Consider the following 15,728-nt stretch of genomic DNA (forward strand, 5'->3'; position numbering starts at 1 on the left):
GGTTACTTATTTGGTAATTTTATTCATTATGCGTTTTTTACGGCGTCAACAATTTTTTGGGCAGCGTCAGATAAGCCTTGCGCAGAAATAATCTTAACGTCTGATTCATCTAACAATTTAGCGCCTAATTCAGCATTGTTACCTTCTAAGCGAACCACTACAGGTACGGTCACATTCACTTCTTTAACCGCAGCAATGATGGCTTCAGCGATCATGTCACAACGTACGATACCGCCAAAGATGTTAATCAACACACCTTGAACACTGCTGTCTTCTAAGATGATCTTAAACGCTTCAACCACGCGATCTTTGGTTGCACCACCACCAACGTCCAAGAAGTTAGCAGGTTTACCGCCATACAATTTGATGATGTCCATGGTTGCCATCGCAAGACCTGCACCATTGACCATACAGCCGATATTCCCTTCAAGAGCCACATAGTTTAGATCAAATTCAGCGGCTTTTAGCTCACGCTCATTTTCTTGTGACGGGTCATGCAATTCAGCAATTTTTGGCTGACGGAATAATGCGTTTGAATCGATACCAATTTTGCCATCGACACAGGCCAACTCGCCATTTTCACGAACCGCTAATGGGTTAATCTCGATCATCGCAAAATCATTGTCGATAAACGCTTGATAAGCACCCGTCATTAGTTTGACAAACTGGTTAATTTGCTTGCCTTCTAATCCTAACTTAAACGCCACTTCACGCGCTTGATAAGGCATTAAACCGACAAGTGGATCAACAGTAACTTTGAAGATTTTCTCTGGGGTTTCTTCCGCAACTTTCTCAATTTCAACACCGCCTTCAGTTGAAGCCATGAAGGTAACACGGCGGGTTGAGCGATCGACGACAGCACCAAGATATAATTCAGTTTGTACAGGGTACATGTCTTCAGCAACTAACACGAAGTTGACCGGTTGACCTTCCGCATCTGTTTGATAAGTCACTAAGTTAGTGCCAATAAGTGAATCAGCAATCTCTTTGGCTTCTTCACGGGTTTTAGCAAGCTTAACACCACCTGCTTTACCACGACCACCAGCATGAACCTGTGCTTTGATCACGGCAACGTCGGTAGGCGTCTTATCAAAGGCTTGCGCTGCTTCATCGCCACTGTAAGCAATGATACCTTTTTGGATTGGCAGTCCGTAGCTCTCTAATAATAGTTTTGCTTGATACTCATGTAAATTCATAAAGTTATCCTTTCGTTTTTATCGTTAACTCATTAAAGTTGACGTTCAATAATCTGGGCAAACGCTGTGGTTATTTTAATAACGTTACCTAGAGTTATATCATGCCAACCACATAATTAGTGATAGACTTTGATGTCATACCGATTGACTCTTATAAAACTGAATCAAACTCAATCTGTTAGTCATCAAGCCCATAACTGTTTTTTAGTAATAATGATCGTTATATACGGTGTCACATTTATTAAATGTTTAAGTGACGGTCATTGTGAACGGTATATGTCAACGACCGCACATTAATCTATTTACGTTTTTTACGCTGAATCGCATGGATTGCACGACCATCAGCAGACAACGCCGCTTCATGTACCGCTTCACTAATCGTTGGGTGCGCAAATGTCATCAATTGTAAATCTTCAACGCTAGACACAAACTCCATCGCAATCATACCTTGATGCACGATATCACCTGCGCCTGCCGCTAGGGCATGCATACCTAATAGACGATCCGTCTTCGCATCTGCCACAACTTTAATAGACCCTTGTCCTTCGCCTTGCGCCAACGCACGGCCATTGGCTGCTAAGTTAAATGAACCTGTTTTGACTTCATAACCTTGCTCAACGGCTTGTTGCTCTGTCAAACCGACCCACGCTATTTCAGGATGGGTGTAGATCACATTGATAATGGTGTCATAGTTGACTTGAGCTTTTTCACCATGAATGCGCTCAACAGCCATCATGCCCTCTTCCATTGCTTTGTGAGCAAGCATTGGACCACGCACTAAATCACCAATGGCATAGACACCATCAAGGTTGGTCTGACACTGATCATTGACTTCGACAAGACCACGTTCGGTCAGCTTGATACCGCTGTCTTCACCCAATAGCTTTTCAGAATAGGCACGGCGTCCCACACAGACGATAAGCTTATCGAAAGATTCTTCAGCAGATTCATCGCCTTTTTCACTAGTCACTACGACTTGTCCGTCTTTAACTTCAGCATTGGTAACTTTGGTATCGACACGGATGTCTAAGCCTTGCTTTTTAAGCAGTTTGCCCGCTTCTTTAGCAATGTCTTTGTCCGCTACTGCTAAAAACTCTGGCATGGCTTCATAGATGACGACTTCTGAACCTAAGCGGCGCCATACTGAACCTAGCTCAAGACCGATCACGCCGGCACCGATGACACCTAAACGCTTAGGGACTTCCGTGAAGTCTAAAGCACCTGTTGAGTCAACAATGTACTCATCATCAACTTTGGCAACTGGAATTTCGATAGGTACAGAACCCGCTGCCAAAATCACATTTTTGGCGGTAATGGTGGTTTCTGATTCGTCTTCAAGGGCGGTAAATTTAACTTTTTTGTCATCGCCTTTACCGTCTAATAGTGTCCCCCAGCCTTGCAGCCACTCTACGCCATTGCCTTTTAACAACATGGCAACACCGCCTGTTAGCTGCTTAACAATGCTTTCCTTGCGCTCAATCATTTTTGGCACATCAATTTTAACATCGCCAGTAGAAATACCATGATCTTGAAGCTCATGTTGGGTGGCCTCAAAGCGATGTGAGGAATCCAATAAGGCTTTTGACGGGATACAACCGACGTTCAAACAGGTACCGCCTAAAGCTGGCTCCCCTTTGTAAACACGCTTTTCAATACACGCCACACTCATACCTAACTGACCTGCACGGATAGCCGCTTCATAGCCACCTGGTCCGCCACCGATAACGATTAAATCATAATTGTCTTTCATAGTTTATCCCGTCTTTTCATTAAATAATTCTTAACGTTTTTATTTATAGGGTTGTCTTTTTAAACATCAAGTCTGATATGACTGTCGCACTAAGATAGTAATTGGACAGTGATTCATCATTACTGTTTACTAAAAATTGATCATTTCATTTATTAACTGATCATTTAATCACATCATAACGAAAAAGCTTGTACCAGATTGACTCCGATACAAGCCTGTGTGCTTTATAGGTCTAATAATAGTTTTGCTGGATCTTCGACAAGCTCTTTAATAGTGACTAAGAACTGAACCGCGTCTTTACCATCAATCATACGGTGATCATAAGACAGCGCCAAATACATCATTGGTAAGATTTCGACCTGACCATTAACTGCCATCGGACGATCATTAATAGCGTGCATACCTAAAATAGCCGTTTGAGGTGGATTCAAGATAGGTGTTGACATTAATGAGCCAAATACACCGCCATTAGTAATGGTAAATGTGCCACCCGTCATCTCTTGTAAAGACAGCTTACCGTCGCGTGCTTTACCCGCAAACTCACGGATACCGCCTTCGATATCGGCCATGCTCATACGATCAGTGTCACGTAGGACTGGGACCACAAGACCACGGTCAGAAGATACCGCCACACCCACATCATAGTAGCCATGATAAACGATATCATCACCATCGATAGAAGCATTCACCGCTGGGAAACGTTTAAGCGCTTCTGTCGCGGCTTTAACGAACATAGACATAAAGCCTAGACGAGTGCCATGACGTTTTTCAAACTCGTCTTTGTATTTAGCACGTAGATCCATTAATGGCTTCATGTTCACTTCGTTGAACGTGGTCAACATAGCAGTTTCTTGAGTCGCTGATAACAAGCGGTTAGCCACTGTTTTACGTAGGCGAGTCATCGCAACACGTTTCTCAGTACGCTCACCGACAGACTCGGCTACTGGGCGGCCACTGTCAGACTTAATTGAGTTGTCCGTTTTAAGCGTTGGATTTGCCATATCTTGTTTGGTGACACGACCACCACGACCACTGCCTTCGACTTGCTTAGGATCAACACCAGATTCTTTCGCAGCTTTACGCACGGCTGGGCTTTGATCTTTATGATCATCTGCAGAATCTTTAGGTGCTTGCTTAGGCTCGCCACCGTCTGATGCTTCTTTTTCTTCAACAGCATCGCTAGACTCTTCTTTATCATCTGAGCTGTCATCGCTTGACGTAGAGCCGGTTGCGCCTGCTTCAAACTCGCCAATTAGCTCATCCGATAACACAGTATCATCAACTTGCTTGACAATCTTAGTCACCACACCATCGTCAGGAGCAACCACTTCAAGGACTACTTTATCTGTTTCAATTTCAGCTAAAATATCATCTCGATTGACTTGATCACCTTCACTAACATGCCACTCTACGATAGTACCGTCAGCAACTGACTCTGGGAATACGGGCGCTTTGATATCTGCCATGGGAACTGCTCCTGTTATAAATATAATGTTTTTAATAGATGAGTAATACGTATTTTGATTATGTTGGATAATATCAAAGGTCTAAACTAAAAACCGTTTAGACCTTTTTTAATTTATTTTAAATCATCAACATTGACGCCAAGCCCACCAGCTACCAACTCTTGTTGTTGACGCGCATGGATTGAAGGCAATCCTGTGGCGGGAGCTGCAGAGGCAGGACGTGCGACTGGATCTGCTACCTTAGCTTTTGTGACACGCGGCTGATCATTATCTTGTGGTCCAAAAATACGGAACATATGTGGTGCTAAGTAGTACCAAGCCCCTTGGTTTAATGGCTCTTCTTGACACCACACGATCTGTTCTAGATTGGCATACTTTTGAACCTCTTCTACCATTCTCTTCTCGGGTAATGGATATAGCTGTTCTACCCTGATAATGGCCACATGATCTAAGCCAAGCTCGCGGCGCTGTTGTAGTAAGTCATAGTAGACTTTACCACCACACATGACCAGACGAGTTACTTTGTCATTATCTAATTGATCAAACTCTGGCAATACAGTCTCAAATTTACCGTTCGCAAGCTCTTCTAAATTGGAAACAGCCAGCTTATGACGCAACAAGCTCTTCGGTGACATCACCACTAATGGCTTACGGATAGGACGAACCGCTTGACGACGTAACGCATGGAATATCTGTGCTGGCGTCGTTGGCGTAATCACCTGCATATTGTCTTCAGCACATAATTGTAAGAAGCGCTCAAGACGTGCAGAAGAATGCTCTGGACCTTGACCTTCAAAACCATGTGGCAATAACATGGTTAAACCGCAAACACGTTGCCATTTGGTTTCACCGCTTGAAATAAACTGATCAATCACCACTTGTGCACCGTTGACAAAGTCGCCAAATTGCGCTTCCCAAATGATCAATGCTTGAGGCACCGTGGTTGCATACCCATACTCAAATGCTAATACTGCTTCTTCAGACAATAATGAGTTATAGGTGGCAAAACGAGCTTGGGTGTCATTAAGATGTGCGAGTGGCACGTACATCTCACCATTTGCAGTGTTAAAGATTTCAGCATGACGGTGCGAAAACGTACCACGGCCCACATCTTCACCAGTAATACGCACTAAAAAGTCTTCATCAACCAATGACGCATAAGCCAAGGTCTCGGCTGCACCCCAGTTTAGTGGCTCTTCACCGGTTTGCATCGCCAAACGCTGCTCAACAACTTTTTGCACCTGACGCTGTAACTTAAAGCCTTCTGGCATCTCAGCCATACGGCGTCCATATGCTTTTAGTTTTTCGATATCGACACTGGTGTCCCAGTCATCTTCTAAATCGTGACCTAAATAGGGCTTCCAGTCTACAAATAACTCTTCATTAGGATCTTTAACCAATGAATTAGCAACATATTCACCTTTATCAAGCGACTCGCGGTATTCATCTTCAAGTTGCTTGTCTTCACCCTCTTTAATCACACCCTCTTCTACCAGTTGCTTCACATACTGGGTGCGTGTGGTTGGTAGCTTTTTGATAACCGAATACATCAATGGCTGAGTAGCTGAAGGTTCGTCTGCTTCATTATGACCATTGCGGCGATAGCAGAATAAGTCAATAACGATATCTTTATGAAACTCATGGCGATAATCAAGCGCCATCTTAGCGGCAAACACCACGGCTTCAGGATCATCACCATTGACATGTAAGATTGGCGCATGCACCATTTTAGCAATATCAGTACAGTATTCAGTCGAGCGCGCATCTTCTTGGCGACTGGTGGTAAAGCCTACTTGGTTATTGATGACAATATGAACCGTACCCCCAGTAGTATAAGCACGCGTTTGTGACATTTGGAAAGTTTCTTGTACTACGCCCTGTGCGGCAAAGGCGGCATCACCATGCACAACTAACGGTAGCACTAAGTTACCATCGGTATCGTTACGACGAACTTGACGGGCACGTACTGAGCCTTCTAATACAGGCGATACAATTTCAAGATGCGACGGGTTGAACGCTAAGGCTAAATGCGTTTCACCACCTGGTGTCATCACATTTGAGGAATAACCATTGTGATATTTAACGTCGCCTGACCCTTTTTGTGGAATAACTTTACCATCAAACTCATCAAACAGATCTGCTGGGTTTTTACCCAATATATTAACCAATAGATTCAGACGTCCACGGTGAGCCATACCAATCACAATCTCTTTGGTCCCATAGCCACCAGCACTTTGAATAATTTCGTGAACCGCAGGGATAAAGCTTTCACCGCCTTCTAGACCAAAGCGCTTCACACCGGTGTATTTACGGGCTAAATATTTCTCCAAGCCTTCAGCGGCAGTCAATCGCTCAAGTATCGACTTTTTCTTTTCATTATCAAATTTGATATAGCCCAGGTTAGTTTCCATATACTTTTCAAACCAGCGCTTTTCAGTACTGGTCGTAACATGCATGTACTCAATGCCTATGTGACTACAATAGACGCGGTTTAGGATCTCAATAATTTCACGAAGCGTCGCTTCTGACTTACCAATGTTAAAATCACTGGTTGGAAATACTGTGTCTAAATCTGCTTCTGACAGCCCGTTGAATTCTAACGACAAATCTTCAACCTCTGCTCGTGGCTTAAGACTTAATGGGTCAAGATTAGCACGACGATGACCACGACGACGGTATGCAGATATTAACTTCTGTACACTCATTTGACGAGGATCAACACAGGTGGTATCACCCGTATTGTTAGACTGAGCTGAGCTTGAGGCAGCAATCACACCTTTGTTGGCCGTTTGATTGCGGGCAAGTAATAGAAATTGGTCTTGAATAGCATGATGTAATGCGTCGTTGCCCGTTTCAAAATCTTTGAAATAGGTTTGCCATTCGCTATCGACACTATCAGGATCTTGTAAGTACTGCTCATAGAGAGACTCAATGTAGCTTGCATTATCCCCTGCAAGCTCCGTTGCATCAGCTTTTAAGGCTTCATTAGTCATTGTATTCATAGTCTATTCTTATTTACATTTGGGTTATTTAAAAAAAGTACATACGTTTATGCTATGGCTATATGTTGCGAATTGTCGGTTGTTACTTATTTACTTAGTTATTTATCAACTCGTTATATTATCAATCAGTTACTAGGCATTCTGTTATAAAAATTAGATTATTGGAAACTTTATACTTTATCAAATAGAGTATTAAGAATAGAGAGTTAAGAATAGAGAATTTAGAGGGTTAATTAAGGCCTATATGAAAGAAAGATGCATTAAACATACCAGTCTATATAATATTTTATTTTAATTTGAGAGCCTAACGCTTAACCTTCTTTTTAATCTGATCTTTTCACCTAAACTTTACGATATTTATATTTTTATCTAGACTTTTTATCTTATCTTTTTATCCAGTCTTATTTTAATCATATTATATGTTTAAATTAGTGAGCTCTTTTTTTAGGTCTTTGTTTAGTTATTACCTTTAATACCCTATTAATCTCTATTCAAACTTAAACAAAACTCTATTTTCGCTTACTCATTCATTAATAAACGTTTATTAATATAGGTTTATTAATATACGTTAATATCAAGTTATTAATTTAATTATCATAAGCGATAACGTTTTATATTATAGTTATTATTGGTTACATGACCATTAATTAGGTTAAGGTTATAAAAATTAAAAAGACAGACTTAAAATCACAATATTTAAAACAATAATGTTGTATTCCGTTTATAAGACATACAGTTTATCAGATATGTCACTAACCGCTCTGACAATTATTCAGATATCGATTCACATGTTGATTCAGATAATTACTTATAGATAATTACTTATAGACAATTACTTATTAAATGAAACAGTAAATGATTCAGTTAATAGTGCAGAAAATCAACTCGGTCAGATAACAGTTGCACACTGAATTAAAGAGTAACATGGAACCCATTAATTAAAGGTTAATTTGCTCAATATCTACTATTTAAAAAGTAAATATTCAACCTATCATTGTGCGTAATTTTAACAAAAAAAGACCCCTATCAACAAATAGAGGTCTGTGGTATTCACGTAAAGCAACACAACGACATCACTGCCACGCAATACCCTTTAAGTCGTTTTATTATTTCCTATAATCATAGCCAGACTAAAAAGTTACAGTGTTAACCTCGCTTAGCCTACAACAGTAGTACTTACACTCGGTTGCCTTGTACCTTTTTTAGCTGGCTTCGACTATACAATAAGCGGGCAAAAACTATTAGGGCGTGTGGAACATTCGACCATGGCACTGGCGGAGACTATTTTTTAGTCAATTTGCAGTGAAATTTTTGACGCTTAGTCATTCTAAGTTAGAAAATTTCGCCATATATTGGCAAAAAAGAGTCCCGCCCCTTCGGGCTGATACTAAAATCGCTCCAGACGTTGTTACAAACCTAGCCAAGGTCTAGACATTAGCGTCAGTTTGCGCCTAGTCTGGAACGATTTTAGCTATCAGCAGTGCTAATTTGCGAATGTTCCACACGCCCTAGTAAAACTCTCGAATTACCATATTATTATAGCCTATCAAACAGCTGGTTTAATAGACCGTTTAATAAAGAGTGTCATAAAGCATTAGCCAGCTTGCTCTAATAGCAAGTTACGTAGATGACCGATGGCGCGAGTGGGATTCAATCCTTTAGGACATACTGACACGCAGTTCATAATACCGCGGCAACGGAATAAGCTGAACGGATCATCTAAACGTGCTAAGCGAGCTCGGGTATCACTATCACGACTATCGGCAACGAAACGATAAGCATGCAATAGCGCAGATGGTCCTAAGAACTTATCAGGGTTCCACCAGAATGAGGGGCAACTGGTTGAACAACACGCACATAAGATACACTCATACAGACCGTTTAATTTCTCACGCTCTTCTGGAGATTGTAGACGCTCAGTTGGTGGCGCAGGCTGATCATTAATTAAGAACGGATGAACTTTTTCATACTGCTCATAAAACTGGTTCATATCGACCACTAGGTCACGCACTACTGGTAAACCTGGTAGCGGACGAATGGTAATTTTCTCAGGTAGCGTATTCATGTTAATCAAACATGCTAACCCATTTTTACCGTTAATATTCATACCGTCAGAGCCACAAATACCTTCACGGCATGACCGACGGAATGTAATCCCTTCATCTTGTTTTTTCAAACGTAGTAACACATCAAGTAACATACGATCTGAGTCTAAAAGCTCAACCGTATATGTTTGCATGTACGGGGCTGCGTCCTTATCAGGATCGTAGCGGTATATCTCTATGGTGCGAGTACCTCGGCTCATAATGCTAACTCCACACGGTGTAAAGCGGCTCGGTGAAAACCTTCTGAATGATTGCTTTTTGCCAACCGCTTTACTAATTTAAAAGTTAAATTCAAAGAAAACAGGTGTAACGAATAGTGTTTATCTATAACTGATAACCTAATGCCTAACATGCTGTGCTCAGCCTTTAGTACTAAGCTAAGCACGGTTACCAAAACTTAGTAGACACGTACTTTAGGCTCTACGTAGTCGACGGTAAGCGGCACTTTACGAACAGGCTTATAGATGATCTTATTGCCTTCAGAGTACCAAAGTGTGTGCTTCATCCATTCATCATCGTTACGACCGTTTGGTGCGACTGGATCATCCTCAGGACGATCATAATCTAGGACGGTATGAGCTCCACGGCATTCATGACGGTGCGCCGCTGATATCATTGTAGCTTTAGCAACTTCGTAAAGATTAGCCACTTCTAACGCTTCGATACGAGCGGTATTAAACACTTGCGATTTATCTGCGAGATGAATATTGTCTACTTTTTCTTTCAGTGCCAATAGTTTTTCCACACCTTCATCCATTAACGCTTGCGTACGGAAGACACTGGCGTGTTTTTGCATTAACGCGCGAATTTCATCAGCTACATCCTGCGCATTATAGCCTGACGTTGATTGCTGTAATTTATTCAAACGACCAACGGTATAGTCTAACACGCGTGGATTGATCGGCTTATAGTTATGATCGGCGTGATTATAGTCATCGGTAATATGTTTGCCGGCAGCGCGTCCGAATACCACCAAGTCAAGTAATGAGTTAGTTCCTAAACGGTTCGCACCGTGGACACTGACACAGGCACATTCGCCAATGGCATATAAGCCTTTGACCACTTTACCTTCGGTATATAATCCATGCTCATCCACTGGGCCTTCCAAATCTGGAACGATAACTTGACCATGAATCGTGGTCGGAATACCGCCCATCATATAGTGAATGGTTGGAATAACAGGAATAGGCTCTTTAGTGATATCGACGTTCGCAAAGTTTTTGCCAATCTCAAATACGGACGGCAATCGCTTCATAATGGTATCAACACCTAAGTGAGTCATATCCATCACGATATGATCGGCATTTGGACCACAGCCACGACCTTCTTTGATTTCTTGGTCCATTGAGCGTGATACTAAGTCACGCGGTGCCAAGTCTTTAACGGTCGGGGCGTAACGCTCCATAAAGGCTTCACCGTCTTTATTACGTAAGATAGCCCCTTCACCGCGGCAGCCTTCGGTTAGTAGAACACCCGCTCCAAATACGCCCGTTGGGTGGAACTGCCAGAACTCCATATCTTGCAATGGAATACCCGCACGTACTGCCATACCAAGACCATCACCTGTATTGATATAGGCATTGGTAGACGCTGAGAAGATACGACCAGCACCACCCGTGGCTAGAACAGTATGGTTAGCTTGGAAGACAGCCACAGTACCCGTTTCTTGCTCAATGGCAACCACACCGTTGATATTACCATCTTCATCTTTGATTAAATCAAGGGCAATCCACTCGATGAAAAACTCAGTGCCTTTTTCAAGGTTCTTTTGATATAGCGTATGCAATAAGGCGTGACCCGTACGGTCAGCGGCAGCGCAAGCACGTTGAACCGCCTTTTCACCATAGTTTGAGGTGTGACCGCCGAATGGACGCTGGTAAATAGTACCATCTGGGTTTCTATCAAAAGGCATACCCATGTGCTCAAGCTCATACACTACTTTTGGTGCTTCACGGCACATATATTCAATAGCGTCTTGATCGCCTAACCAGTCAGACCCTTTTACGGTGTCATAGAAATGAAAATGCCAGTTATCATCACTCATGTTACCTAAGCTTGCGCCAATACCGCCCTGAGCGGCAACCGTATGTGAACGGGTTGGGAATACTTTGGTAATAACAGCCACTTTCATGCCACTTTCTGCCAATTGCAGAGCCGCACGCATACCTGAGCCGCCACCGCCAACGATAACAGAGTCGTAATTTAGGGTTTTGATATTACTAATTGTATTGTCTTGTCTAGTTGCCATTACGTTTTCCTAATGAATACGTTAGTCGTCATATAAGCTGGCGATGGTTGCTATAACCTTGATGGGTGTTAAAGCAGCACATTACCAGATAGGCTCACTTAAATCTAAAGTCGCAATTGCAGTTATCTTCACTTTATTAGTAAGGGCTAAATCTTTAATATCGGGACAAAGTGTAAAAGTCACTTATATACGATAAGCTGACCCTGCCCTGACTATAATAATCAGTCACATTTAAATCATATGTTTTAACTTCAGATGCATTAGCATTAACTACTTTACTAACAACTAACAATCGCTATCACATCAATGACTATAAAAGGGACTGAATTAAAAAACAGTGACTGGATTAACCCTTAATTAAAAATGATTGCTCCTGGGCTCCAGAAAATCATGATGCCCCAAAATACATATACCAAAATTGCAATAATCATCGCAGCTTGTAGTACAAGGCGCAGTCCAGTACTTTTTACATAGTCAGTAAATACGGTCCACATTCCTACCCAAGCATGCGCTGCTAGTGCCAAAATAGCCACCAAACTAAAGAGACGCATTGGCAAACTTGTAATAAAGCCGACCCAGTGCTCATAAGTCACGTCGCCATTGAGTAAGAAAAAACCCACCATGACGACAGCGTATACTGCCAATACCACAGCACTAATACGTTGCATTACCCAATCGCGTGTGCCTGAACCGGTTAGGCCAGTTGCACCTTTAATTCCAGAATCATTTTTCATTAGAACATCACCCATATAAATGATAGCACTATCAATATAGCGGCAATAACAAAGCTAATAATTGACGCTTTTTTCCCTGATTGCAGTTCTTCATTTAAGCCCATATCAGCCAATAAATGCTTAATGCCCATGACGAAATGATAGGCTGTTGCTGCCACGAATACCCAGGCAATAAAGCGCACAACAATATTGTCAAATACGGCTAAGAAATGATGGGGTGACTGTAAAGACGTTTGCAATAGCCACAACATCACCGGGATTAATAAGAAAAGAATAATGCCTGAGATACGATGCAAAATCGAAGCTCTAGCCGTCGGTGAGCTGTTAACGCTTATCACTTGGCTAAGGGGTAGATTAATCGGTCGATTGCTTTTCACAGCGGGCGTCCTTTTACGGTTGACACTCGGGATACGTTTGAGCACACAATGCCCTATCTAAGCGCCCAACTGAATCAACGACCAACAACTCACTTCATTGTCATAGCACTGAGTTATTAAAGGCTATAATAATAGTCATTGTCAGTCTTAATTTGTTATCGCAATTCTTAGGTTTTGACGCTCAAAACATATACGAGACGGATAAGTTAAGGAGTAGCTAACTGGCTAAAGTTGTCTTTAGCCGAACTGTAAAGCTTACAGTACTCTAAATTTATTTGAATAGACAAATTTTGTATTAGCTAAGCGTAATATATAGTAGCTAATCGTGTTATTAAGTGATATTCAAATAGATTTAGGGCATTTGGATACGATGCCAAGGCTGACACCTTCGTTAGGTATATAATAATAGAACTCAAAAGTTATCTATTATAAAAACCTTCTATAATCACATTAACTGCCGTAAAAAATCTGTTGTTAAATGACAGACAGCGTTCTCGACAAGGAAGACAATTATAATTGAAAGGTGTTGGCAGTCACCATTGACTTAACAGGGGTTATCACAGGCATATTTACTGAGAAATTTATAATTAATATCAAATAAACAGTGACACTAATTATAAATCTAGATAAACCAATAACAACAAAAGCGTTAACTAAATGGACGACCAGCATCTATAATGGAGTAATTATAGAGTTTGTTGCTAGTAATTACAAATAAAATACTGAATAAACCCTAAGTGACAAAAGTTATCAGTTAGTTTATTACTCATGATACTATTGTTTTTTGTTGGCTTAACTGATTGATTTTGATTAAATAATCCAATAGTCATGATACTGAGGCTTGTAAGTAGTAACTTGTAAGTAGTAATAAGTCTTATGTTATAAAGCTTCTTAAGTAAAGACTCTTAAAAGGAGTCTATGGTTAAGAGGAATCTATAGTTTAGAGGAATATATAGTACGGTCTGTGTATTGTTTGGCTAAATGAGTGATAGTCGCTAACTTATCCTATACGTATTTACTAGTGAACTTCCATTGACTAACACGGACTGATTACGTTATAAATGAGGCTTGCACTAAAATTTCGTTATAAATGTTTTATCATTTTTATTCATTAAGTGGTTATTAACTGGTAATATATAGCCCGTTTTATGGCTTTGCTGATAACCGAATACTGATAACCTATTGCTACTCAGGCTACATTTATCCACACGTATATGAGTGAGTGTGGCTACGTTATGGTATTGCTATGGTATGAAAGTCACATTGTTTCAAGCTCAAACTTTTTAAACCAAAAGGTTCATGTAAAACGTCCGGTTAAAATGTATTGATAAGACTCTATTTTATAACTCCATTAGTCTTTTAAAGATTTGAAATTGATTTAACATGTCATCCCCCGATAGCTATTATTATGTTAATTTAGCCTAGTGCTAGATTTTAAAGGAAACGTGAGGACCCTTCTTTGGAACAAATCCTAACCCGTTTCTGATATCTTTTTAGTTATCAATTCCGAACAGCAGACTATTTATTCTAACAATTAAGAGGATTTTATGGCTAACGATACTGCATATTTAAAGGTAGATGGTGAAGAGTACGCACTACCCATTATTAAGGGTACACTGGGGCATTCTGTCATCGATGTAGCGGCCTTCCAGGAAGCAGGCTATTGGACGTATGATCCAGGTTTTAAAGTGACTGCCCCTGTTGAGTCAAAAATTACCTACATTAATGGCGAAAAAGGTGAACTACTGCATCGTGGTTATCCTATTGACCAACTTGCTGATAACGCTGAATATCTTGAAGTGTGCTACGCTCTCTTGCACGGTGAGTTACCAAACGCTGAGCAAAAAGCAGACTTTTATGAAAAAGTCCGTTCGCATACCGGTGTGCATGAGCAATTACGTAAGTTTTTTGAAGGCTTCCGCCGAGATGCCCACCCGATGGCCGTGATGGTCGGAGTGGTTGGTGCGCTTTCTGCCTTCTATCATGATAACCTTGATGTGACGGACGAAAGACAACGTGATATCACTGCTATTCGCTTAATCGCAAAAATGCCAACACTTGCTGCCATGAGCTACAAGTACACCAAGGGCGAACCATTCATGTACCCTCGTAACGACTTTAGTTATGCGGAAAACTTCTTATATATGATGTTTGCAACGCCTGCGGATGTCGACTACAAAGTCAATCCTGTGATTGCCAAGGCCATGGACAAGATCTTCACACTTCATGCTGACCATGAGCAAAATGCATCGACTTCAACTGTTCGTTTAACAGCGTCAACTGGCGCCAATCCTTACGCCTGTATCGCTGCTGGTATCGTTGCTTTATGGGGCCCTTCACATGGTGGTGCTAACGAAGCGGTATTGAAAATGCTTGATGAAATCGGCAGCGTAGAAAACGTTGATGAGTTCATGGAAAAAGTAAAACGTAAAGAAGTGAAATTGATGGGCTTCGGTCACCGCGTCTACAAAAACTTCGATCCACGTGCTAAAGTCATGAAAGAGACTTGTGATGAAGTATTAGGCGCACTAGGTATCAATGATCCTAAGCTTGAGCTTGCTATGAAGCTTGAGAAAATTGCTCTTGAAGATGAGTACTTTGTTAAACGTAATCTGTATCCAAACGTTGACTTCTACTCTGGTATTATCTTAAAAGCAATCGGTATCCCAACGTCTATGTTTACTGTTATCTTTGCGTTAGCTCGTACTTCAGGCTGGATCAGCCACTTACTTGAAATGCACAGTGCACCGTTCAAGATTGGTCGTCCACGTCAGCTATACACTGGCGAAACGAAGCGTGACTTTGTTAAGCTTGAAGACCGTAAATAAACAATTTACGCTATAGCACTGA

Annotated in this window: 9 protein-coding genes; 1 reads left to right on the forward strand and 8 read right to left on the reverse strand. The window is 41.3% G+C overall.

Annotated elements, in window-relative coordinates; genetic code table 11:
* Positions 1-26 precede the first annotated feature (26 nt).
* The 8 genes from sucC to sdhC all read right to left on the reverse strand — a co-directional run bounded on the left by sucC (position 27) and on the right by sdhC (position 12,878).
* Positions 27-1,196 (reverse strand): ADP-forming succinate--CoA ligase subunit beta, encoded by a 1,170-nt coding sequence (gene sucC, locus AC21OG_RS03360; protein WP_487377822.1) that lies wholly within the window; start codon positions 1,194-1,196, stop codon positions 27-29.
* A 298-nt stretch (positions 1,197-1,494) separates the two neighbouring features.
* Complete coding sequence (gene lpdA / locus AC21OG_RS03365) at positions 1,495-2,946, reverse strand: dihydrolipoyl dehydrogenase (protein WP_487377821.1); 1,452 nt, start codon at positions 2,944-2,946, stop codon at positions 1,495-1,497.
* Between the two features lie 224 nt (positions 2,947-3,170).
* Positions 3,171-4,412, reverse strand: a complete 1,242-nt coding sequence (odhB, locus tag AC21OG_RS03370; protein ID WP_487377820.1) for a 2-oxoglutarate dehydrogenase complex dihydrolipoyllysine-residue succinyltransferase — start codon at positions 4,410-4,412, stop codon at positions 3,171-3,173.
* A 113-nt stretch (positions 4,413-4,525) separates the two neighbouring features.
* The gene (locus tag AC21OG_RS03375; protein ID WP_487377819.1) at positions 4,526-7,414 is read right to left on the reverse strand and encodes a 2-oxoglutarate dehydrogenase E1 component; all 2,889 of its coding nucleotides are present in this window, start codon (positions 7,412-7,414) and stop codon (positions 4,526-4,528) included.
* 1,594 nt (positions 7,415-9,008) lie between these two features.
* The gene (locus AC21OG_RS03380; protein WP_486546215.1) at positions 9,009-9,719 is read right to left on the reverse strand and encodes a succinate dehydrogenase iron-sulfur subunit; all 711 of its coding nucleotides are present in this window, start codon (positions 9,717-9,719) and stop codon (positions 9,009-9,011) included.
* 197 nt (positions 9,720-9,916) lie between these two features.
* Positions 9,917-11,767 carry a succinate dehydrogenase flavoprotein subunit gene (gene sdhA / locus AC21OG_RS03385; protein WP_486546217.1) on the reverse strand — a complete coding sequence of 617 codons (1,851 nt, stop codon included), beginning with the start codon at positions 11,765-11,767 and terminating at the stop codon, positions 9,917-9,919.
* A 353-nt stretch (positions 11,768-12,120) separates the two neighbouring features.
* Positions 12,121-12,501: a succinate dehydrogenase, hydrophobic membrane anchor protein gene (sdhD, locus tag AC21OG_RS03390; protein WP_487377818.1), complete on the reverse strand. Its 381-nt coding sequence runs from the start codon at positions 12,499-12,501 to the stop codon at positions 12,121-12,123.
* Positions 12,501-12,878: a succinate dehydrogenase, cytochrome b556 subunit gene (gene sdhC / locus AC21OG_RS03395; RefSeq protein WP_486546221.1), complete on the reverse strand. Its 378-nt coding sequence runs from the start codon at positions 12,876-12,878 to the stop codon at positions 12,501-12,503. Before sdhC ends, sdhD begins: the two co-directional genes overlap by 1 nt.
* 1,547 nt (positions 12,879-14,425) lie before the next feature.
* Here sdhC and gltA point away from each other — a divergent pair.
* Positions 14,426-15,706, forward strand: coding sequence for a citrate synthase (gltA, locus tag AC21OG_RS03400; protein ID WP_486546223.1), 1,281 nt, complete (start codon positions 14,426-14,428; stop codon positions 15,704-15,706).
* Positions 15,707-15,728: the final 22 nt, after the last annotated feature.

This window comes from Psychrobacter sp. CX5, from assembly GCF_057621535.2.